At 49.3% G+C, this 21,693-nt stretch carries 17 protein-coding genes; 10 read left to right on the forward strand and 7 right to left on the reverse strand.

What is annotated here, in order from left to right; genetic code table 11:
- Positions 1–186: 186 nt before the first annotated feature.
- The 7 genes from ACYVGO_RS00710 to ACYVGO_RS00740 all read left to right on the forward strand — a co-directional run bounded on the left by ACYVGO_RS00710 (position 187) and on the right by ACYVGO_RS00740 (position 10,967).
- Entirely contained in the window at positions 187–1,371 is a 1,185-nt protein-coding gene (locus tag ACYVGO_RS00710) for an esterase (protein WP_460966801.1), read from the forward strand.
- Positions 1,372–1,578: 207 nt separating this feature from the next.
- On the forward strand, positions 1,579–2,679 hold the full coding sequence (locus ACYVGO_RS00715; RefSeq protein WP_460966937.1) for an esterase: 1,101 nt from the start codon (positions 1,579–1,581) through the stop codon (positions 2,677–2,679).
- A 96-nt stretch (positions 2,680–2,775) separates the two neighbouring features.
- Complete coding sequence (locus tag ACYVGO_RS00720; RefSeq protein ID WP_460966803.1) at positions 2,776–3,651, forward strand: alpha/beta hydrolase; 876 nt, start codon at positions 2,776–2,778, stop codon at positions 3,649–3,651.
- Positions 3,652–3,792: 141 nt separating this feature from the next.
- A complete protein-coding gene (locus ACYVGO_RS00725) occupies positions 3,793–5,334 on the forward strand; it encodes a carboxylesterase/lipase family protein (protein ID WP_460966805.1) in 1,542 nt (513 codons plus the stop codon).
- Between the two features lie 140 nt (positions 5,335–5,474).
- Positions 5,475–7,814, forward strand: coding sequence for a glycoside hydrolase family 3 protein (locus tag ACYVGO_RS00730; RefSeq protein WP_460966807.1), 2,340 nt, complete (start codon positions 5,475–5,477; stop codon positions 7,812–7,814).
- Between the two features lie 111 nt (positions 7,815–7,925).
- Positions 7,926–8,855 carry a sugar phosphate isomerase/epimerase family protein gene (locus ACYVGO_RS00735; protein WP_460966809.1) on the forward strand — a complete coding sequence of 310 codons (930 nt, stop codon included), beginning with the start codon at positions 7,926–7,928 and terminating at the stop codon, positions 8,853–8,855.
- Between the two features lie 12 nt (positions 8,856–8,867).
- Positions 8,868–10,967, forward strand: a complete 2,100-nt coding sequence (locus ACYVGO_RS00740; RefSeq protein WP_460966811.1) for a beta-galactosidase — start codon at positions 8,868–8,870, stop codon at positions 10,965–10,967.
- Positions 10,968–11,081: 114 nt separating this feature from the next.
- Here the strand turns inward: ACYVGO_RS00740 and ACYVGO_RS00745 are convergent, their stop codons facing one another.
- The 3 genes from ACYVGO_RS00745 to fmt all read right to left on the reverse strand — a co-directional run bounded on the left by ACYVGO_RS00745 (position 11,082) and on the right by fmt (position 13,711).
- Positions 11,082–11,582 (reverse strand): dihydrofolate reductase, encoded by a 501-nt coding sequence (locus tag ACYVGO_RS00745; RefSeq protein ID WP_460966812.1) that lies wholly within the window; start codon positions 11,580–11,582, stop codon positions 11,082–11,084.
- A 100-nt stretch (positions 11,583–11,682) separates the two neighbouring features.
- On the reverse strand, positions 11,683–12,678 hold the full coding sequence (locus tag ACYVGO_RS00750) for a polysaccharide deacetylase family protein (protein ID WP_460966814.1): 996 nt from the start codon (positions 12,676–12,678) through the stop codon (positions 11,683–11,685).
- A gap of 109 nt (positions 12,679–12,787) precedes the next feature.
- Positions 12,788–13,711, reverse strand: a complete 924-nt coding sequence (gene fmt / locus ACYVGO_RS00755; RefSeq protein ID WP_460966816.1) for a methionyl-tRNA formyltransferase — start codon at positions 13,709–13,711, stop codon at positions 12,788–12,790.
- A 311-nt stretch (positions 13,712–14,022) separates the two neighbouring features.
- Here fmt and greA point away from each other — a divergent pair, with 311 nt between their 5' ends.
- Positions 14,023–14,496 carry a transcription elongation factor GreA gene (gene greA, locus ACYVGO_RS00760; protein WP_460966817.1) on the forward strand — a complete coding sequence of 158 codons (474 nt, stop codon included), beginning with the start codon at positions 14,023–14,025 and terminating at the stop codon, positions 14,494–14,496.
- An 88-nt stretch (positions 14,497–14,584) separates the two neighbouring features.
- Entirely contained in the window at positions 14,585–14,974 is a 390-nt protein-coding gene (locus tag ACYVGO_RS00765; RefSeq protein WP_460966819.1) for an HIT family protein, read from the forward strand.
- A 65-nt stretch (positions 14,975–15,039) separates the two neighbouring features.
- Here the strand turns inward: ACYVGO_RS00765 and ACYVGO_RS00770 are convergent, their stop codons facing one another.
- The 4 genes from ACYVGO_RS00770 to ACYVGO_RS00785 all read right to left on the reverse strand — a co-directional run bounded on the left by ACYVGO_RS00770 (position 15,040) and on the right by ACYVGO_RS00785 (position 20,051).
- Positions 15,040–15,786: a hypothetical protein gene (locus ACYVGO_RS00770; RefSeq protein ID WP_460966820.1), complete on the reverse strand. Its 747-nt coding sequence runs from the start codon at positions 15,784–15,786 to the stop codon at positions 15,040–15,042.
- A 168-nt stretch (positions 15,787–15,954) separates the two neighbouring features.
- Positions 15,955–17,493 carry a tagaturonate reductase gene (locus ACYVGO_RS00775; RefSeq protein WP_460966822.1) on the reverse strand — a complete coding sequence of 513 codons (1,539 nt, stop codon included), beginning with the start codon at positions 17,491–17,493 and terminating at the stop codon, positions 15,955–15,957.
- Between the two features lie 179 nt (positions 17,494–17,672).
- On the reverse strand, positions 17,673–18,665 hold the full coding sequence (locus tag ACYVGO_RS00780) for a PfkB family carbohydrate kinase (RefSeq protein WP_460966824.1): 993 nt from the start codon (positions 18,663–18,665) through the stop codon (positions 17,673–17,675).
- 24 nt (positions 18,666–18,689) lie between these two features.
- Positions 18,690–20,051, reverse strand: a complete 1,362-nt coding sequence (locus tag ACYVGO_RS00785) for an MFS transporter (protein ID WP_142773977.1) — start codon at positions 20,049–20,051, stop codon at positions 18,690–18,692.
- Between the two features lie 220 nt (positions 20,052–20,271).
- Here ACYVGO_RS00785 and uxaC point away from each other — a divergent pair, with 220 nt between their 5' ends.
- Positions 20,272–21,684 (forward strand): glucuronate isomerase, encoded by a 1,413-nt coding sequence (gene uxaC, locus ACYVGO_RS00790; protein WP_460966826.1) that lies wholly within the window; start codon positions 20,272–20,274, stop codon positions 21,682–21,684.
- Positions 21,685–21,693 lie beyond the last annotated feature (9 nt).

Raw genomic sequence — 21,693 nt, forward strand, 5'->3', positions numbered from 1 at the left:
CTACAATTGCTATTAACATGCCGCCCCCAAAGGGGCTGCTCCGCTCACAGTCAAGATGTATATATATAGTATAGACCGTTTTGAGGCTTGAGATACCAATTTCTTAATCTCAAAATCCTGCAAAAAATCCTTGCCGTACTTATAATGAATACGAACTTTATGTACTTTTGACACAAAGGTGAACAGATGGTTAAAAATCGAATTAACAGCCTGCTGGCATTGCTGTTGCTGGCAGGCATCCAAGGGGTAAATGCCCAGCAGGCACATGTCAATCTGGACTGGAATCCCCAGAAAAATACGCAGAATCTACTGCCGTTTGGGGCGAACGTAATCTCGCCCGAAGTCCGCGATGATCATACCATAACCTTCCGACTCAAAGCACCTGAGGCCAAACAGGTTATGCTTACGGGTGGGCCGATATTGCTGGCCTTAAAGGCAAAAGAGCCTATTCCATTTCAGAAAGGCGACGACGGACTATGGACCTTAACCGTTGGCCCCGTTAAGCCAGATATTTACGTGTACAAATTCGTGATCGACGGCGTACAGGTCGTTGACCCTAACAATACGCTGACTGGTTTCAACGACCAGCCGGGCTATAGTAACGTGGTCGTTCAGGGCGATGGCCCGGCTTATTACGATGCCAGGCCCGTGCCACATGGCGCTGTAACCCGGCATATTTACCATTCCGACGTGCTGAATGGCGAACGGGAAATCTATGTGTACACGCCCCCTGGTTATTCGCCCAAAAAGAAATACCCGGTTCTGTATCTGGTCGGCGGCAGTGGTGAACTGGCGTCGGGTTGGGCACTGGATGGGCGCGCTAACTTCATTGCCGATAACCTGATTGCCGAGGGTAAAATGGTGCCCATGCTGATTGCCATGCCTAACAATCAGGTTGTTCACCGCAGCGACCCAAATCATACCGAAAAGACATTTCCCCTGTTTGAAGAGGAATTAAAAAAACAGATCATCCCCTTTGTAGACAAGACCTACAGTACCCGTGCCGACCGGAAAGGTCGTGCGTTTGCTGGCTTGTCGATGGGTGGTCGGCACACGCAATTAGTAGCGCTCAAAAATCTCGATCTGTTTAGCTCCTTCGGTGTGCTGAGTGCGGGCGATCTGGAAACCGAAAAAGTGAGTGCCGCGCTGCTAAACGATCCTGCCGTCAACCGGAAAGTTGATTACCTGCTGGTTGGACAGGGAACGGGCGAGGTGGAGACCATTGGCAAACGGGCGGTGGCGCTTCATGAAGCTTTGCAAAAACATAACGTCAACCACGAGTACTATGTAGGTGGTGAAGGCGCACATGATTGGGGCACCTGGCGGCATCTACTCTATTACAAATTGTTGCCAAACCTCTGGCGGAAATGACGATGGCGCGAGGCTCTGGCCTCGTCTCTATTATTCCCCGGCCTCTGGCCGGTTTCATTAAACACTAACACTATCGGCCAGAGGCCGATGAATAATAGGTACGAGGCCAGAGCCTCGCGCCATCACTCAAACCATTTTTTATTTCCTATGAAAACCCTGACAAATGCCCGCAGTTTTGCGCTGGCCCTATGTACTACGCTGATCTCGATGGGGGCTATGGCTCAAATGCCCCAGCGGACACCAACGCCCAACGACACCCTCAATTCGCCTAAAGTGCTGTCCGATAAGCGCGTGATCATTCAGATTTATGCGCCCAAAGCAACAGAAGTAACCGTAGGGGGCGACTTCCAGTCCAGCCCGAAACCGCTCAGTCTGACCAAGAATGATCAGGGTGTTTGGGCGGTGGTGATTGGCCCATTGAAGCCTGATTACTATTCGTATACCTTATCGGTGGATGGCGTTCGGACGATGGACCCTAAGAATCCGGTTATCAAACAAGGCATCAGCAGTTTAGAAAACATGATGGCAGTGACTGGCCCGGAGACTGCTTTTGAGGATAACAAAGCGGTGCCACACGGCGAAGTGCGCGAGGTTTGGTATTCATCGAACACATTGGGTATGATGCGCCGGATGCACGTGTACACACCACCAGGTTACGAAAAAGGATCGAGTAAATACCCCGTCTTTTATTTGTTGCACGGCGGAGGTGATGATGACTCGGGCTGGAATACCATTGGCCGGTCGGGTTTCATTCTGGACAATCTGATTGCGGCTGGAAAAGCGAAACCCATGATCGTGGTGATGCCCAACGGCAGTATGCCGCTACCTCCACAAACGGGTATGCCCAATGCGCAGGCAATGAATCAAATGCGGGATCAGTTTTCCAGCGAGTTACTGAAAGACGTAATGCCTACCGTAGAGAAAACGTATCGGACGGTAGCTACCCCCGAAAGTCGGGCGATTGCTGGCCTGTCGATGGGCGGCTTTCAAACTCTTGATGTAACGCTGACGCATCCAGAGCTATTCAATTACGTGGGTGTATTTAGCTCGGGGTTCTTTGGTGCAACCGCTGACGAAGCCGATACAAAATACGCGAAGGTATTAAACGACCCTTCTTTCAACAAGGGTAAAAAGCTGTTCTGGGTTGCTATTGGTAAAGATGATTTTGTGATGGACGCCAACAAAAAAACGCTGGCTATGCTCGATAAACACAACATTAAATACCAGTACAAAGAAACATCAGGAGGTCATACCTGGGTGAACTGGCGGCAGTACCTCAATGAATATACGCCGATGCTTTTTAAGTGATTAGCTAGATTTTGTCTGGGCCAGGCTCCGGCTTGGCCCTATAGAATTGGTTTAACGGGCTAAGCCGGAGCTTGGCCCAGACAAAAAGTTGCTTACATGAAATTACTTCGCTCCTTTCTCTTTATTTACTTTATAAGCTTAGGCGTCTTATCCTTCGCGGCCAAAGTCGATTCGCTGGACATCCCTTCGGCGGCCATGCAGAAAAACCTGCGAGCTGGAGTTATTCTGCCCAACTCCTACGCCAAAGGCAAAGCGGTTTATCCGGTCTTGTATTTGTTGCATGGGGGCGGTGGAAAGTTCAGCGATTGGCTGACCAAAACGCCCGACAAGATGCTGTTGCAGAATCTATCGGATCAGTATAATCTGATTATTGTAACCCCGGAAGGGGAGCCGCTAAGTGGCTATCTGGACAGTCCTATTCAGAAAGATAACCTCTTCGAGACTTACATTACGAAGGAAGTTATCGAGAAGATTGATAATACCTACCGGACCGTTCGTGACCGGAAAGGGCGGGTCATTACGGGCCTGAGTATGGGTGGTCATGGTGCCTTGTACTTGTCTACCCGCCACCCGGATCTCTACTGTGCGGCAGGGAGCATGAGCGGAGCCCTGGATTTAAGTGCAACACACTGGAAAATTACCCCTGAATTTGCCAAACAGATTGCCCCCCAATTCGCCCGGATTCTGGGTCCAGTTGGCTCAACGCCCGATTTATACGCCCTCAATTCGGTAGTGAACATGGCCGACAAAATGAAAGCCAACGGCTTGCCATTAATCATTGATTGTGGTGTCGACGATTTCCTGATTGAACCAAACCGCGAATTGCACCGACGGCTGGTGTATAATCAAACCCCTCACGATTATACCGAGCATCCCGGCGGTCATACATGGGATTATTGGGAGAATTCGCTCCCTTTTCATGTCCTGTTTTTTCAAAAGATTTTGAAAAGCAATGGCGTTGTAGCACCTTAAGAGATAGAAAGGCAACCCGTTGTGAGCTTATAAAACTATAAATAACCGTCTTGAAACCCCTAAATCCCCTGAAGGGGATTTAAAAACCTTATTCTTGTGGTGTCTGGCACTTCTACCCGACATCACAGCCGGTAATCCTCTATGAAACGAACCTTCCTCTTTATCCTGGCCCTAATTTCCTTTTCTGCCTTTAGTCAATCAACGATTGTTAAAACGGAGAATGGCCCGATTGAGGGAACGGCCAACAAAACGGGCGATATCCGCATCTTTAAAGGCATTCCATTTGCGGCCCCGCCCGTTGGGAATCTGCGCTGGAAAGCGCCACAGCCTGTTGCCAATTGGACGGGCGTTCGGAAGTGCCAGGTATTTGGGCCAAGCCCGATGCAAGGCAAACCTACACCCTTTATGTACTGGTCGACGGAGTTTCTGATTCCTGAAGCCCCTATTAGCGAAGACTGTTTGTATCTGAATGTGTGGACTGGTGCTAAGTCCGCTACCGAAAAACGACCGGTGATCGTCTTTATACCGGGTGGAGGCTTTCGGAGTGGGGGAGGAGCCTGCCCCATTTATGACGGGGAAGCGATGGCGAAAAAAGGAGTTGTCTTCGTCAATATCAACTACCGGCTCGGTGTTTTCGGTTTTATGGCGCACCCCGAATTATCGCAGGAGTCAGGTCATAATGCGTCAGGCAACTATGCATTGATGGATATGATCGCGGCCCTCCGCTGGGTTCAGAAAAACATAGCCGCGATGGGTGGTGATCCTGCTAACGTTACCATTGCCGGACAGTCGGCAGGTGCCTTTGCGGTTAATTTCCTGACGGCTTCGCCACTGACCAAAGGGCTTTTTCAAAAGGCAATTGCCGAAAGTGGTGGAAGCTTCGTGGCTAGTCCTATTCGACCTAAGTTGACCTTTCAGGGAGCCGAGCAACAGGGGGTTACGTTCGCTACATCGCTGGGCGCAACTTCTCTGAGCGAACTTCGGTCTAAATCGGCCGACGATATTCTGAAAGCGAATGGTGGCTTGAGTGCACCCATTACGGATGGCTACGTGGTTCCCGAGTCGATAATGGACATCTATGCGAAAGGCCACCAGAATGATGTGCCGCTCATTGTGGGCTGGAATGCGGAGGATCGGGTGTCTGGACCTCCCACCAAAGCGGAGGCTTTTCGGGAGCAGGTGAAAAAACGATTTGCCAATAGAGCCGACGATTTTCTGGCCGTATATCCGGCAAAAACTGACTCGGAAGCAGCCCAGTCGAAAATCGCCAGCGGTCGGGATGAATCGTTTGGTATTCAGGATTATACGTGGGCTAAAATGCAGACAAAAACAGGTAAAGCGCCGGTCTATATGTATAATTTTAATCGCAAACTACCTGCCGCAACACCCGAGACACAATTTGGGGCCTTTCACTCGGGCGAGATTGTGTACGCCTATAATAACCTGCATACACTCAATCGCCCTTGGGAACCCGTCGATCAATCACTAGCCGATGCAATGTCATCGTACTGGGTGAATTTCGCTAAAACGGGTAACCCCAATGGCAAAGATTTACCTAAGTGGGTTGCCTATACGCCTGCCATCGAAAACGTCTTAATTCTGGATACAACCATCCAGAATCGCCTACTCCCAACAAAACCGCAGATGGCTTTTTGGGAGACTTATTATGGAGTTGGGAAATGACTAAAGATTGCCTGAATAAGTTTTTTGTCATCCCGACGCCAGGAGGGATCTCAAGCTTCCACATTAGTCAAGCTTGAGATCCCTCCTGGCGTCGGGATGACAAAAAAAGCTCAATAAATTTGATTAATAACCGACCAACTATGAGAAAGAAAAGTACCTATATCGGCCTATTAAGCTTGCTATCTGCATCCGTAGCAATAGGCCAAAACTGGACCGAAACAAAGTCCGGAAACTGGACGAAAGTTACTAATAAAGGTGGGCAGACTTTGGGCTACGCCACCACTTCCGGCGTTAAACTGCTAACCGATAAAGGGTTTGCCTTTAAAGACCTGAATAAGAACGGTAAACTGGATAAGTACGAAGACTGGCGGCTATCGGCCGATGTTCGAGCTAAAGATCTGGCCTCCAAAATGTCCATCGACCAGATTGCCGGGCTGATGTTGTACAGTAAACACCAGCCTATTCCGGCAGCAGCGGGTGGCCCGTTTGCAGGTACGTATAATGGGAAAATATTCGCCCAAAGTGGCGCTAAAGTTGCCGATCTATCAGACCAGCAACGGGAGTTCCTGACTAAAGATAACCTGCGGCACGTCCTGATTACGTCGGTGCAAAGCCCTGAAGCGGCTGCCGAATGGAACAATAATGCCCAGGCATTGGTCGAAGGATTTGGGTTGGGAATTCCAGTTAACAGCAGTTCCGATCCGCGCCACGGTACGCGTGCAAATGCCGAATTTAACGCCGGAGCGGGGGGCACAATTTCCATGTGGCCCGGTTCGCTGGGTTTAGCGGCTACGTTCAAGCCTGAACTAGTGCAACGATTCGGTCAGATTGCTGCTACCGAATATCGTTCGCTGGGTATTGCTACAGCCCTATCTCCCCAGATCGATATAGCAACTGATCCGCGCTGGAACCGGGTGAGTGGTACGTTTGGTGAAGATCCGCAATTGGCTACCGATATGGCTCGTGCCTACGTAGATGGCTTTCAAACCTCAACCGGAGCTAACGAAATTACAGGCGGCTGGGGTTACCATAGTGTAAATGCCATGGTAAAACACTGGCCGGGTGGTGGCTCGGGTGAGGGCGGACGTGACGCGCACTATGGCTATGGTAAATACGCCGTTTATCCGGGCAAGAATTTCCAGACGCATTTTCTGCCATTTCTGAACGGTGCTTTCAAACTAAGTGGTAAAACGGGCATGGCCTCGGCGGTGATGCCGTATTACACAATTTCGTTCGATCAGGATAAGAAATACGGCGAAAACGTAGGGAACAGCTATAACAAATACATCATCCACGACCTTCTACGGACCAAATACAAATACGACGGTGTCGTTTGCACCGACTGGCTCATTACAGCCGATGAAACGGCGGTCGATGTGTTTCTGACGGGTAAATCGTGGGGTGTCGAAAAACTGTCGGTTGCGCAACGACACTACAAAATCCTGATGAATGGCGTCGATCAGTTTGGCGGCAACAATGAATCGGGACCGGTTATGGAAGCCTACAAAATGGGCGTTAAAGAGCACGGCGAAGCCTTCATGCGGGCCAGGTTTGAACAATCGGCCGTTCGATTGCTCAAGAATGTCTTCCGGGTTGGGCTGTTTGAAAATCCCTACTTAGATCCGCAGGTTTCGCAAAAATCGGTAGGTATGGCTGAGTTCATGAAGGCGGGCTATCAGGCGCAACTGGAATCGGTGGTGATGCTGAAAAACAAAGCCAAAACCCTGCCGCTGACTAAAGGCAAAACGGTTTATATTCCTAAGCAATTTACACCTGCCGGCCGCAATTTTCTGGGTATGGATATTCCCGAAAAACTCGAATATCCTGTCAGCCTGAACATCGTGAAGAAGTATTTCACGGTAACGGATAACCCTGCCGAAGCCGATTACGCGCTGGTGTTCATGCGAAGTCCGGATTCGGGCGGGGGATACAGCATTCCCGATGCCAAAGCGGGCGGAACCGGCTACGTTCCCGTTAGTCTGCAATACGGCGATTATACCGCTCAGGGTACCCGTGACCCAAGTATTGCGGGTGGCGATCCACTGGAGAAATTCACGAACCGGACCTATAACGGCAAAACCGCCAAGACGATCAACACGTCAGATCTGAACATGGTCACCGAAACTTATGCTATGATGAAGGGGAAGCCCGTAATTGTTGCCTTACAGGTGTCGAACCCAACGGTTGTTAAAGAGTTTGAAAGCCAATCGAACGCCATTCTGGCCCATTTTGGCGTGCAGGATCAGGCGCTCATGGACATCCTCACGGGTGCACACGAACCCTCGGCCCTGTTACCCATGCAATTTCCCGTCGATATGAAAACCGTAGAAACTCAAGCCGAAGATGTTCCCCGTGATATGACTTCGTACCGCGATTCGGAAGGGCATGTCTATGATTTCGGCTTTGGTCTGAACTGGAAAGGCGTCATTCAGGATGCCCGAACCGCGAAGTATAAGAAAGCGGTTTTGAGTTTGAAATAAGTGCGTTCCCTCTCTTTTGAGTGCTGTTGCGTGCTGTCAGATTCTTAAATCTGACAGCACAGAAAGGTCCCCATTTCGATTTCGTAATCTACCTAATCAACCCATACTACTATGCACACAACCCGGCGCCATTTTCTGGGGCAGCTAGGTGCTCTTGCTACACTGCCACTCTTGCCGACCCTAGAGTCACTGGCGGCTCCTAAGCCTTTATTTTTCAGCATCTCCCTGGCTCAGTGGTCGCTGCATCGGGCGTTGTTCAAAAAGGAAACCACGACACTTGATTTCCCAACCCGAGCCCGCCGGGATTTCGGCATCACGGTGGTCGAGTACGTCGATCAATTCGTGAAGAACGAACCGGCCTATCTACAGGAACTGCTCAAGCGGAGTAAGGACGAGGGCGTTACGAACCATCTGCTGATGATCGACACCGCCGGGAATCTGGTGGATGCCGACGCGGCCAAACGGGCCGATGCCATTACGCGCCATTATGTCTGGGCAGAAGCGGCTCACTATTTAGGCTGCAAAACGATTCGGGTGAATCTACAAAGCAAAGATTCGGCCGATGAAGTCCGCAAGCGGGCTATCGAAAGTATGGGTCGACTGGCTGAAAAAGTTTCTCCGCTGGGTATCAATGTCGTTGCCGAAAACCACGGTGGCCACTCGTCGGATGGGAGTTGGATGGCCTCCGTAGCGAAAGCCGTTGGCAAATCAAACTGCGGACTCTTGCCTGACTTTGGAAACTTCTGTCAGTCGCATGACTGGGGTAGTTCAGAAAAAAACTGTGAGAAGCTATACGACCGTTATAAAGGCGTCACCGAAATGTTGCCCTATGCCAAAGGTGGGGTAAGTGCCAAAAGTTATGGGTTCAACGCTCAGGGCCAGGAAACCAAGATCGACTACGCCCGTATGCTCAAATTGGTGAAAGACTCGGGTTTCAAAGGCTATATTGGTGTTGAGTTCGAAGGCGAAGGAATGGCCGAGGAGGAAGGTATCCGCCGGACAAAGGCCCTGCTCGAATCGGTGGGGAGCAAATTAGTGTAAGCCATAACCTACATGACCAAAATCTATTATTTCCTTGCTGTTACGTTTAGTCTTCTCGCTGGCACGGCATCGGCCCAAACACCTAAGCAGGATAAGCTTCTGTTTGGCGTAGCGTATTATGATGAGTACATGCCCTATGAGCGTTTGGAGAAGGACATCCAGATGATGAAAGAGGCCGGTATCAATGTCGTTCGAATTGCCGAATCAACCTGGAGCACAGTGGAGCCGCAGGATGGCGTGTTCGATTATTCGCACATCGACCGTGTACTGAACGCGATGCACAAGGCAGGTATCCAGGTGATCATTGGAACGCCTACCTATGCCGTGCCGACCTGGCTAGTCAAAAAATACCCGGATGTATTGGCTATTACGCCACAGGGACCCAATCGGTACGGTGCTCGCCAGAATATGGATATTACCAATACACACTTCCGGTTTCATGCCGAACGCGTGATTCGGAAGATGCTGGAACACGTCAAATCGCATCCGGCTATTATTGGGTATCAGGTCGATAATGAAACGAAGCACTACTATACGACAGGAGATAACGTTCAGCAGGCTTTTGTTCAGTACATGAAGGAAAAGTACAAAACACTGGACGCTATCAACAAGGCGTATGGGCTGGATTACTGGAGCAATCGAATCAATAACTGGGACGATTTTCCATCGACAGTCGGTACGATCAACGCCAGTTTGAGTTCGGAGTTCTCGAAGTTTCAGCGAAAGCTGGTCACCGATTATCTAGCCTGGCAGGCTGCGCTTGTGCGGGAATACAAACGTCCGGATCAATTTATTACGCAGAATTTTGATCTTGATTGGCGGGGCTATTCGTATGGTATTCAGGCTGATGTTGATCATTTCGCGGCAGCTAAGGCAATGGATGTTGCCGGAATCGACATTTATCACCCAACGCAGGATAAGCTCACCGGAACCGAAATTTCATTAGGTGGCGACCTAGCCCGTTCTATGAAAGTCGATGCGTCGAAACGTGGCAAAAATTACCTGGTTCTCGAAACCGAAGCGCAGGGCTTTCCGCAGTGGGTTCCCTATCCGGGTCAGTTGCGGTTACAGGCGTTCAGTCATCTGGCGTCGGGTGCTAACATGCTGGAATACTGGCACTGGCATTCCATTCATAACTCTGCCGAAACATACTGGAAAGGGCTGTTGAGCCACGATTTTGAACCGAATCCTACCTACGACGAAGCCAAAACCATTGGGCGTGATTTTGAGAAGCTCAGTTCGAAACTGGTTAACCTCAAAAAGACAAACTCGGTGGCAATGCTGTTCAGCAACGAAGCGCTGACCGCTTTCAACGCCTTTAGTTTTGGATGGGGTGCCCGAGAAAAGTACAACGATGTGCTGCGGCCCATGTATGACGCGCTGTATCAGATGAACGTCGGCATTGATTTCGTCGATCCAACGAGTACAAACCTGGAAAGCTACAAAGTGCTGATCGTTCCGGCTCTTTATGCGGCTTCGGATGCGTTGCTGAATCGACTGAATAGTTTCGTGAAAAACGGCGGGCACATTGTTTACACCTTTAAAAGTGGTTTCTCCGACGAAAACGTGAAAGTGAGATCAACGCGTCAGCCAGGTATTATCAATGAAGCCTGCGGGATTTATTATAGTCAATTCACAATTCCAGTGCAGGTTTCGTTGAAGGGCGATCCTTATAAAGTAGGCAACGAGCAAAATAGCGTCAAGACCTGGATGGAGTTGATCACACCGACTACTGCCAGCGTACTTGCTTACTATGATCATCCCGTTTGGGGTAAATACGCAGCCATCACCGAAAATAAGTACGGGAAGGGGTTAGCAACTTATATGGGCTGTATCACCAGCGATGCGATCCTAAAAAAAATACTGGAAGATGCGGTGAAAAAAGCGGGTATTTGGGGGGCCGACCAGCAACTGGCTTTCCCGCTCATTACCAAATCCGGGGTCAATCAGCAGGGCAAACAAATTCACTACTACTTTAATTATTCGGCTGCTCCTGCCTCTGTGACCTACCCCTATAAAGCCGGAAAAGAGTTGCTTTCTAACGGAGCAATCGCGCCAAATGCGGTATTACCGCTGGAGCCCTGGGGTGTGAAGATCGTGGAGGAGAATTAAGCTGATCCTGTTGTAACGGCTAGATTTTTTGTCATTCCGACGAAAGGAGGAATCTCAAACTTGACTATCAAGAGACTTGAGATTCCTCCTTTCGTCGGAATGACAAAAAATAAATCAACTTACGCGTTCATATTCCACAAAATCAAAGGCCACTGCATGGCGCTCATCGGCTGGGTGCAGTCGTCGACTCACTTCCTGCCACTCGCTCTTGTTGAAGGCTGGGAAATACGTGTCTCCTTCGAATGTCTGATGAATTTCGGTTAGGTAAAGCGTTGTGGCAATGGGTAGGGCCAGTTTATAAATCTCAGCACCGCCAATGACGAAAATTTCATCGGTGGCTCGATCGGCTTTTCGCGCTTTGTCAATCGCATCGTCAAGTGTATGTACGACTGTCACACTTTCTGCAGTAAAGTCGGGGTTACGGGTAATAACAATGTTGGTCCGGTTAGGCAGTGGTTTACCCAAGGCTTCCAGCGATTTACGGCCCATAATGATGGGATGGTGACTGGTCTTGCGTTTGAAAAAAGCAAAGTCGTCGGGCAAGTGCCAGGGCATATCGTTGTTGAGGCCAATAACGCCATTGTCAGCAACGGCAGAGATAAGACTGATTTTCATGTTTTTTAAACGCAAAGGCGCAAAGGACAACGCAAAGGTCGCAAAGATTATAGTTATACTTAGCGCTCTTTGCGCATCCTTTGCGCCTTTGCGTTTAGATTTACTTAACGTTTCCCCGTCGTTGTGTCAACTCTTTCCAGTTCGTGACGATGATGCCTTCCTTTTCGACGAAGGCCTTCAGGGCGGGGTCCATCATGGCCAGCATATCGCCTTTACGCGTCTGCCCTGAATCGCTAATCTGGTCGAAGGTAGGTGTAGGCGAGGTGCAGTGCATGATAATATAGGTCAGGCCCGGCTTTGCCGAGTTGATCAGCTCGATAAATTTCTGGGTTTTGTACTTTTGAATGTTGGCATCAGTAACTGGCGTTCCGGCGGGTAAAGTCCAGCCATAACTAGTGCCGTCCAGATCGTCTAAAACGGGCAGCCCTGCATCCCAAAGCTGTTTGCCTACCTGCTGAGCCAGTTTCTGCATGGGCTCTGGTACATTGTTAACCTTAAAGATCAGGGACGCGTGACCAGCCGGAAACAGAACCGGAATTTTTTCTTCCATCGCCACTTTGGCGTAGCTCATGATAAACTTAGGATCGAACAGGGTTCCCATATGCGAATCCATATGCGTTGGCTGCATCCCAAACGCCCGGTATCGGGCCAGTTGCGCCCTGATTTCGGCCTCCACTTCATTAGCCGAAGCGTGCTGAACGACCTGCGCCACCGAATGCCAGAAGGCACCCTGTTCGTCGCACAAACCCGGTGCGTTTTTGCAACCCACCACCGGCGACCATCGGTAGTTATCCCACTCAGAGGTCAGCGTTAAGTGAACCCCTGAATCGGTGTTGGGGTGTTTTTTTAGGTAGTCGAAAAATTGCGGTACCCATCCACAAGGCATCATAACACTCGTTGAGTTGGCAATGCCTTTGTCGATGGCGGTAATCGTACCCACGTTCGATTCATAGCTCATCCCTGCATCATCGACGTGGAGAATAACGACTTTTTTGCCTTTCGGAAAGCCAAGTTTCTCCGCGTAGGTTTCAGTTTGGGCGTTAACGGACAAGTGGGTTAAGGTTATCAGGAGCAGGCAGGCAAGGAATTGTTTCATGAATGGTTGGGGGTTTAGGGTAATTGGGAAAAATCTGAATTAAAATTGTGAAGTTAGCCACAGAGATAATTGATTTAATTCTATGTTCTCTGTGCCTCTGTGTTTAACTTCACAATTTATTCCCTCGTAAAAACTCCTCGGCAGTCATACGTCGTTTGCCTTCGGCCTGGAGGGTGTTGAGTTGCAGCCATCCGTCGGTCGCCCGAACCAGAATCGTTTTCTTATTATCTGTATAGGCTTCTCCCGGTTCAGCCGCAAACGGGGATTCGTTGGCTAGCGAGACATCGTAGAGTTTGAATACTTTTCCGTTGATCAACGTCCAGGCCGAGGGGTAGGGCGATAGGCCGCGTACAAAATTACGAATGGCGTGGGCAGGTTGATTCCAGTTGATTTCCGTTGTTTCCCGACTGAGTTTCGGTGCTGGTTTCAGATCATTGGCAACGGGCTGGGGCGTGCGTGGATACTCACCGGCTTCAATGGCGTGCACGGTTTTGAGCACCAGATTGGCCCCACGCTCCATCAATCGGTCATGCACCGTTCCGGCGTTATCGTCGGGGTAAATAGGCTCGTAATCCTGAAAGATCATCTGCCCCGTATCAATTTCTTTTTCGATAAAAAAGGTTGTAACACCCGTTTCGGTTTCACCATTAATAATGGCCCAGTTGATAGGAGCTGCCCCTCGGTATTGCGGTAACAAGGAGCCATGTAAATTAAACGTGCCGATGGTTGGCATAGCCCAGACTACCTCAGGCAGCATTCGGAAAGCAACCACTACCTGCAGATCGGCCTGATAACTGGCGAGTTGTTCCAGAAATGCCGGATCACGGAGTTTTTCGGGTTGAAGAACGGGTAAATTGGCTGCTTCTGCCGCTTTCTTAACCGGTGAGGGAGTCAACTGTAACCCACGGCCAGAAGGACGGTCTGGAGCGGTAACGACTGCAACAACCTGGCAACCCGCGCCCAGCAGCCGATGTAAGCTGGCAACGGCGAAATCGGGCGTACCCATGAATACAATGCGAAGAGGAGTAGGCATGAATCAGTAAATCAGTTTTTACGAAGCGAATGGGCTATGTGTTGATATAGCCGTGAAGTATTTTTACTTTTGTATCACAGTTGCGTTGGTTAGAACGCGCTGCGTCAGAATGTGACCGGCCAGAAAATGGCTTAGCCTATGCGACGAACAATTTTTTATAGTCCTGAACCGTTTGCTTCGGAAACCCGACGGCACCCCTGACGCGTCTGCAAAGAAAACCAATTTGGTTGCAGAACGGTCGGTGTACCGTTCTTTTTGTTTTTAGGGAGCACACCAAACCAATGTGAATAACGAGTACGTATTATTATATTATGGCAAAGATTTCATATTACACAGAAGAAGGGCTCAACCGGCTGAAAGCTGAATTAGTTGATCTGAAAACGAAAGGGCGGACCGCAATTGCCCGCCAGATTGCCGAAGCCCGCGATAAGGGAGATCTCAGCGAAAACGCGGAGTACGATGCGGCAAAAGATGCTCAGGGTTTACATGAACTGAAAATATCGAAACTTGAAGAAGTTCTCTCTAACGCTCGGGTTCTTGATGAATCAACGATTGACGTATCGCAAGTTTCGGTGCTGTCGAAAGTGAAGATTAAAAACAAGAAAAACGGTGCTGAAATGACCTACATGCTGGTTTCTGAGGAAGAAGCTGACCTGAAATCGGGCCGGATATCTGTAGGTTCTCCCATCGGGAAAGGGCTGTTAGGCAAACATGTGGGTGATGTTGCCGAGATCAAAGTCCCCGCCGGTGTACTGGAATTTGAAGTAATCGATATAGCCCGGTAAATTAATGGATAATGAATAATGCAAAATGGATAATGGGACGGCTGCTATCCTACATTATTCATTATCCATTTTACATTATTCATTCATTATGCCTTCCATTTTCTCTCGTATCGTTGCTGGTGAGATTCCGGCGCACAAAATTGCCGAAACGGACAATTACCTTGCGTTTCTGGATGTGATGCCAACGGCCACAGGCCATACGCTGGTCATTCCTAAAAAAGAGGTCGATTATATCTTTGACCTGGATGATGAGCTGTATATCGGGCTGATGGCGTTTGCTAAAAAGATTGCCCCGGCTATCGAGAAAGCTATTCCCTGTATACGCATCGGAGTCGCCGTTATTGGATTGGAGGTGCCACATGCACATGTCCATTTAATCCCACTCAACTCCATGGCGGATATGAATTTTTACAATAAACTAAAACCGACTCAGGCTGAACTGACTGAGACGGCTGAGAAGATACGAGCGTTTTTATAAGCAGGTAGTTTTGCTACTTCCTAAGCCACTGCAACACGACTAAATTTCGTGTTGCAGTGGCTTTTTCATTTAGTGGCTCCTACCAGAAGAAGTACCGACGCAATGCCAATCAGAATGACCCAGGGCAGCCAGAACCGACGACTATCCCTTTTTCGCTCATCGACCGTCATATCTCGTCGTCGTTTGGGTGTTTTCTGAACGGCTTTGCTGACGTAGTAAAAGGAACCTGCCAGACCTCCCAAACCTAGATAAAAAGCCAATAATGCCAGAAATCCGTTGCCTGCACAGGCGATATTGCACGCTAAGCCGGTGACAACATAGGCGACAGCTATACCTAGTATACCCAATACGATGTAGAGCCCACGTGGACTCTTCGGTGTGTCGGAAGGAGTAGCCTTAATTTCCGGCTGAGTTGACCGGCGGACAGAATCTACTGGTGACAGCGAATCACCAGCTACGACAATACGTCGACCACCGAAGACGTTTGCCGTTGACTGTTGTGTCTGTACGCGTTGATTCCAGATCCCACCCAATAATCCAAACAGTAGGAAGTTACTCAGAAAGGCGACGAACAGCCACCGTCGGCCAAGCCAATAATGGGTTGCTGATGGTAGCTGCCTTGCAGAAAGCTGTACGTAAATTGCCAGGCCGATCAGGACCAGCATACATACATAGAGATAAATCAACGGGAATTCCCCTACTAGTGTAGCACCTAGTAAAACGCCGTTAACACCATTCGCTAGTTCGCCGAGTATAATTAGAAAAATAGCAAGGGATACATGACGACTGGCCCAATAAGAAAGAGTTTTCATAAACGCTGCCGAACGAATGAATAAGTAGTTAATTCATCTAAAATGTAAAAATTAGATGATTTGATAGGATATAGTAAACAAACAGTTCCTGCCAACTTATGTTTGACAGGAACTGTTTGTTTCGTGGACTACCAGAAAAGAGTGGGCTACTAGTAGCCCAGAGAGAAGCTAGGAGAGCGCTTTTGTCAGGGTTTTTTCTACGCCAGCTGTTAGCATGTCGTTTAGGTATTGAGCTACGGCCTCAACAAAACCGGGAAGTGCCGACAGATCGGTTTGCCAGATTGACACATCGGAGAGTACGCTTTTTACAAAAGGCTGTACAGTTGAAGGAACTCCTTTTTTGACCGTCTTCCAATCGCCATAAAAATAGCCCGCCTTATCGTCGCGGATTGGGTAGGTCAGGATGCCGCCATTAACGGCGATTTCTCCAAAAAACTGCCCTTTTTCTTCCCGAACTGCTTTCATGAACAGCAAATAAGCCGCAAAGCCCAATGCAATGTGTTTGGGCACGGCATTGAACTGCTCAAAATAGCGCTGAATGGTTGCTACATTGCGGGACTGCATTTTTGCGGTTTCCTGAAGCGAAATATTTAACAGCAAGTGGTCGAGGTTGGGGTTACGGAAACGATCGAGTACATCGTTGGCAAACTGTGCAACCGCTGCTTTATCCATACCCGGAATATCATAATCCGGTACGGTCGGTACAATCTCGGTAAGCATCAGCGATTCGATGAACTTGCTCATAGCGGGATGGCTCATTTCGTCGGCAACGGTTTCCAGGCCAAGCAGATAACCTAACGGCATTGTCAGGGAGTGCGTACCATTAAGCACCCGCAACTTACGCTCCCGGTAAAAATTGATGTCTTCGTCGATAATGATCTGTGGGGTGCTGGCATCCGCGAAACTCAACGTTTCCCGCACACGATCGTCGCCCTCAATGGCCCAGAGGTGATAGGGCTCAGTAAAGGTTAATAGCTCATCTTCGTAGCCAGCCTCCTGTTGTAATGCTTCCTGAGCTTCTTTAGTAGGGCGGGTTACAATCCGGTCAACCAGTGAGTTACAGAACCGAACGTGGAACTTGAGCCATTTGGTGAACAATTTTCCCAGCTCGTTGAATTGGGCCATTTTTTCGACCGCATCGCGGAGTTTCAGGCCGTTATCCGTGACAAGTTCGGTTGGGATAACTACTAGCCCTTTGGCTCGTGAGCCACCAACGCTCCGAAAACGTTCGTACAGAAAGGCCGTTAATTTAGCCGGAAACGACTGCGGAGGATGCTGAAAAATGCTTTCCTCTACATAATCCAGACCTACTTCGGTGGTATTTGAAATGATGATCTGCAGTTTTGGATTCCGGGCCAGCATCAGAATTTCTTTCCATTGCGTTTGTGCCGCCAGTACTCGGCTAATGGCCGAAACAATTGTGGTTTCGGAAACAGGTTGCCCTTGCTGAAGTCCACGAACTGCCACGGTGTACAGGTTATCCTGATCCGAAAATTCATTGGTTTGGCTATCCGTCGATTTGACGACGACAATAGACCCCCCAAATCGCCCTTCCGCATTCGCTTTCTGAACCAGGTAGTCGGGCAATCCGCGGAGGAGAACGCCAGTACCAAATTGAAGAATTTTTTCGGGAAAAACGGGTGCGGGGTGTGTCGAACGGGTTAATTTAGCCATGATTGGATGGGTGGCAATCTGCTTTGCAGTCATCAGTTGGATAATCGTTACTGTTATCTGAAATGGAAATTTATGGCTGGATTCTTCATAATTCAGCAATAATACGAACTACTTTGCGAATCAGGCGCTTTTTAGAATCTATTGATTCGTTGAATTCTTTAGAGTCTATTGAGCGGTAATAGACTCTAAAGAATCAAAATTGGCTCACTTACTTACCGTTTCAGTTTTCCCGAACTGTTGCCATTGGCCAGCGTGTTTACTTCGGCAACGGTAGCCAGGTTTACATCGCCCGGAATGGTATGTTTTAAGGCCGAGGCTGCCGCGCCAAACTCCACAGCCCGCTGCAAGTCGTTGAACGTTAGCAACCCATAAATTAAGCCCGCCATATAGGCATCTCCTGTACCAATTCGGTCGGTAATCGGCTGAATATCATAGACTCTTGACTTATACACATCCTGCCCATCGAATAACTTAGCCCCCAGCCGATTGTGGGATGCACTAACAGAGGTCCGTTTGGTATCCGTTATGTACCGAACGTTCGGAAAGCGCTTCATCAGCGCACGCCCTGATTCCTGAAACGTGCTTCCAACAACGCCGTAAAGCTCAGAAAACAACCCTTTGCTGCCCAGTACCAGCGTACAGCCTTCGGTAAGGGCAGGCATGATCTCCTGCGGACTTCGGCCGTACTGCCACAAATTACTTCGATAAACGATGTCGCTCGAAACAGGAACACCGAGCCGATTGGCCGTTTGAATACCTGCCAGCAAACAGTCGGCAGCGCCTTGTGAGAGGGCAGGGGTGATGCCTGTCCAGTGAAACCAGTCGGCCCCCTGTAAAATGGATTCCCAGTCAATGTCATCCGGTTTTATTCGTGAAAAAGCGGAATCGACCCGGTCATAAATGATCTGGCTGGCCCGGCTTCCGGCTCCGGTTTCCAGGAAATAGAGCCCGAGTCGCCCATCGCCGTATTGGATGTGTTGGGTACTAACAGCATACTTACGAAGATAACCAGCGGCCGACCGACCAAGGGCATGATCTGGAAAACGAGTAACATGGAAGGACTGTAAGCCAAACTGCGCCAGGGAGACGGCCACATTCGCTTCGGTACCTCCAAAGTGCATCATCAGGTTGTCTGTCTGAGCAAACCGCCCAACACCCGGCGGACTAAGCCGGAGCATAACTTCGCCAAAAGTGATAATTTTCATTCGATTGAACTTGAAACGGATTAATTAGGAGCGGGTCCCCATCAGCCAGTGACCACTTTTTTCTAATTCTTCGGCCTTGACGGGCTCTAATTTCGGCAATACTAAATGAATAATAGCTAATGCAATTAGATACGAACAGCTTGCAATAATAAACATTGGCCTGTACCCGAAAGCGGTGATGATCCGGCCTGCCAATAAGGACAATAAAATACCGCCTACCGACCCAAACATACCGCCGATTCCGCTAACAGACGCGACTACGTTTTTCGGAAAAAGGTCTGACGCAAACGTGTACATATTGGCGGCCCAGCCCTGGTGAGCCGCGGTTGCCAGGGAAATCAGCGCAATGGCAACCGTCAGACTACTGGTTTGGGCCGCAAAGAAGATAGGAACAACACAGAGTGCACAGATTAGCATGGTTGTTTTACGCGCGCGGTTAGCCGACCAACCCCGCTTCATAAACTGCGTACTGAGCCAGCCGAAAAAGATACTGCCGGCATCAGACACGACATAAATAATTAGGAAAGGAACACCAAAACTTTTAAGATCGAGTTTCTGGTCGAGGGCGTCGTTGGAGTTGAAGAAATCGGGTAGCCACGACATGTAGAACCACCAGATCGGGTCGGCCATTAATTTCCCGACAGCAAAAGCCCAGGTTTGTTTATACCCCAATAACTGCCCCCAGGATACCGTCCGGGGTGCTACTTTCTCGTTGTCGCTGCGAATATAGGCCAGTTCTTCTGCGGTAAGTTTGGTGCTCCGTTCGGGTTTACTGTAGGTGAACCACCATAAAATGAGCAGGCCAAAGCCCAGAAGACCGGTTACGAGGAACGAACTGCGCCAGCCAAATTGCAAAATTAAATAGGGTACAGAAATGGCGGTGAGAATGATACCCACGTTTGTGCCGGCATTGAATAGGCCATGCGCAAATGAACGTTCGTTTTTAGGAAACCAGTCGGCAACGGTTTTAACCGAGGAGGGGAAGTTGGCCGATTCGCCCAGACCGAGAAATGCACGCGCCCATCGAAGCCCGGTCATATTGTTGACAAACGCGGTCAGAACAGCGGCAATACTCCAGATAATAATACCCAGTGAGAATCCCCTTCGAGTGCCAATGCGGTCAATGAGCCAGCCAACCAGCAGAAAACCAATGGCATAGGCAAATTTAAAGGCAGCATCCACATCGCCATACAATACCTTAAACCGGTCGGTGGCTTCTTTGGTAAGAACTGTATTAGGCGCTACATCGAGCATCTCTTTTCGGAATAAATCGTCGGTCATCGTAAACGATAACACCTGCCGATCTACATAATTTATCGTCGTTGCCAGAAATAGTAAGGCAACAATCCGCCATCGAAAACGGCCCGAAGTAGTTGGCGTTTGCAAAACAAGTTTACGTGTTTAGGGAGAAAAGCAGCAAAGAACGCTTTTTTTTCTAAACACTCAGTTGGTAAATGAGTCAGTATCCGTTGACTGGCCGAATTGCGCGGGTTAAGGCTCGGTTTGCTGGGAGGGGAGTTCTATTGAATTGCCAGATGGCTATAGCATAACCGTAAAAATAAAAGCAAAAGCCGGGAGAAATGACCCGGCTTTTGCTTTTGCCAGCATGACTACACTTTCGCCCGCTCCTACATTTTTATCTGACGATTTTCTATTGCAAACCGAAACGGCCCGTCGACTCTACCACGACTATGCCCGAAAAATGCCCATTATCGACTACCATTGTCACCTGCCACCCGATCAGATTGCGGCCGATAAACAGTTTGACACCATTACGCAACTCTGGCTCTATGGCGATCATTACAAATGGCGGGCTATGCGTACGCATGGCATCGACGAACGCTATTGCACGGGTAATGCAAGTGACTGGGAGAAATTTGAAAAATGGGCGGAAACCGTTCCGTATACACTTCGAAACCCGTTGTATCACTGGACACATCTGGAATTGAAAAGCCCGTTTGGGATAACCGACGTTTTAAATCCCACGACCGCCCGGTTGGTGTACGATACCTGTAACGATCAATTGCCGGATTTGTCGGCCCGGAGCCTACTTCGGTATTTCAATGTTCGGGTGGTGTGTACAACTGATGATCCACTGGATTCACTGGAACACCACAAGCAGCTGGTGCAGGATGGCTTCAATGTGAAGATTCTGCCCGCTTTTCGCCCCGATAAAGCGATGGCTGCCGATGATCCTATCGTGTTTCGGGGATACGTGCAGAAACTAGCCGAGTTGACCAATCGCGAGATTCACACACTGGCCAGCTACCTCGACGCCCTGAAATCGCGTCATGATTATTTCGCTGAAATGGGCTGCCGCCTGTCCGATCATGGCCTGGAGGTGATCTATGCCGAACCCTACACCGAAGGTGAGGTACAACGGATATTCGATCAACTGAATAGGGGAGTTGCCATTTTGCCAATTGACGTTCTGAAATTCAAATCCTTCATGCTGGTTCAGTTTGCTGAGTGGGATCACGAAAAGGGCTGGACACAACAGTTTCACCTGGGCGCTCTGCGAAACAATAACCTCCGCCGACTCCGTGAGCTTGGCCCTGATACGGGTTGGGATAGTATCGGCGATTTTCCGCAAGCAGCCTCGTTGTCACGTTTTCTGGGTGGCCTGGATGATCGGAATCAACTGGCTAAAACGATTCTTTATAACCTCAATCCGGCAGATAATGAAGTGATAGCCACCATGATCGGGAACTTCAACGATGGGTCGATACGAGGTAAAGTGCAGTTTGGCTCAGGCTGGTGGTTTCTGGATCAGAAAGATGGGATGGAGAAACAGATCAACGCCCTCTCCAACATGGGTCTCCTGAGTGCATTTGTGGGTATGGTGACCGATTCGCGCAGTTTCGTGTCATTTCCCCGTCACGAATATTTCCGGCGGATTTTGTGCAATATATTCGGTAACGAAATCGAAAACGGTGAATTACCTAACGACGTTGCCTGGGTTGGTGAGATCGTTCAGGATATCTGCTATCGCAACGCCGAACGCTATTTTGGCTTTTAACTTCGATCT

Source organism: Spirosoma migulaei, from assembly GCF_054776855.1.

Excerpts from the sequence above, each read along its gene's own strand:
- ACYVGO_RS00745 (WP_460966812.1), bottom strand. The coding sequence starts at position 11,582 with ATGAAAATCAGTCTTATCTCTGCCGTTGCTGACAATGGCGTTATTGGC.
- greA (WP_460966817.1), top strand. The coding sequence starts at position 14,023 with ATGGCAAAGATTTCATATTACACAGAAGAAGGGCTCAACCGGCTGAAA.
- ACYVGO_RS00740 (WP_460966811.1), top strand. The coding sequence starts at position 8,868 with ATGACCAAAATCTATTATTTCCTTGCTGTTACGTTTAGTCTTCTCGCT.
- ACYVGO_RS00775 (WP_460966822.1), bottom strand. The coding sequence starts at position 17,493 with ATGACTGCAAAGCAGATTGCCACCCATCCAATCATGGCTAAATTAACC.
- ACYVGO_RS00725 (WP_460966805.1), top strand. The coding sequence starts at position 3,793 with ATGAAACGAACCTTCCTCTTTATCCTGGCCCTAATTTCCTTTTCTGCC.
- fmt (WP_460966816.1), bottom strand. The coding sequence starts at position 13,711 with ATGCCTACTCCTCTTCGCATTGTATTCATGGGTACGCCCGATTTCGCC.
- ACYVGO_RS00710 (WP_460966801.1), top strand. The coding sequence starts at position 187 with ATGGTTAAAAATCGAATTAACAGCCTGCTGGCATTGCTGTTGCTGGCA.
- ACYVGO_RS00735 (WP_460966809.1), top strand. The coding sequence starts at position 7,926 with ATGCACACAACCCGGCGCCATTTTCTGGGGCAGCTAGGTGCTCTTGCT.
- ACYVGO_RS00770 (WP_460966820.1), bottom strand. The coding sequence starts at position 15,786 with ATGAAAACTCTTTCTTATTGGGCCAGTCGTCATGTATCCCTTGCTATT.
- ACYVGO_RS00750 (WP_460966814.1), bottom strand. The coding sequence starts at position 12,678 with ATGAAACAATTCCTTGCCTGCCTGCTCCTGATAACCTTAACCCACTTG.
- ACYVGO_RS00780 (WP_460966824.1), bottom strand. The coding sequence starts at position 18,665 with ATGAAAATTATCACTTTTGGCGAAGTTATGCTCCGGCTTAGTCCGCCG.
- ACYVGO_RS00730 (WP_460966807.1), top strand. The coding sequence starts at position 5,475 with ATGAGAAAGAAAAGTACCTATATCGGCCTATTAAGCTTGCTATCTGCA.
- ACYVGO_RS00765 (WP_460966819.1), top strand. The coding sequence starts at position 14,585 with ATGCCTTCCATTTTCTCTCGTATCGTTGCTGGTGAGATTCCGGCGCAC.
- ACYVGO_RS00720 (WP_460966803.1), top strand. The coding sequence starts at position 2,776 with ATGAAATTACTTCGCTCCTTTCTCTTTATTTACTTTATAAGCTTAGGC.
- uxaC (WP_460966826.1), top strand. The coding sequence starts at position 20,272 with ATGACTACACTTTCGCCCGCTCCTACATTTTTATCTGACGATTTTCTA.
- ACYVGO_RS00715 (WP_460966937.1), top strand. The coding sequence starts at position 1,579 with ATGGGGGCTATGGCTCAAATGCCCCAGCGGACACCAACGCCCAACGAC.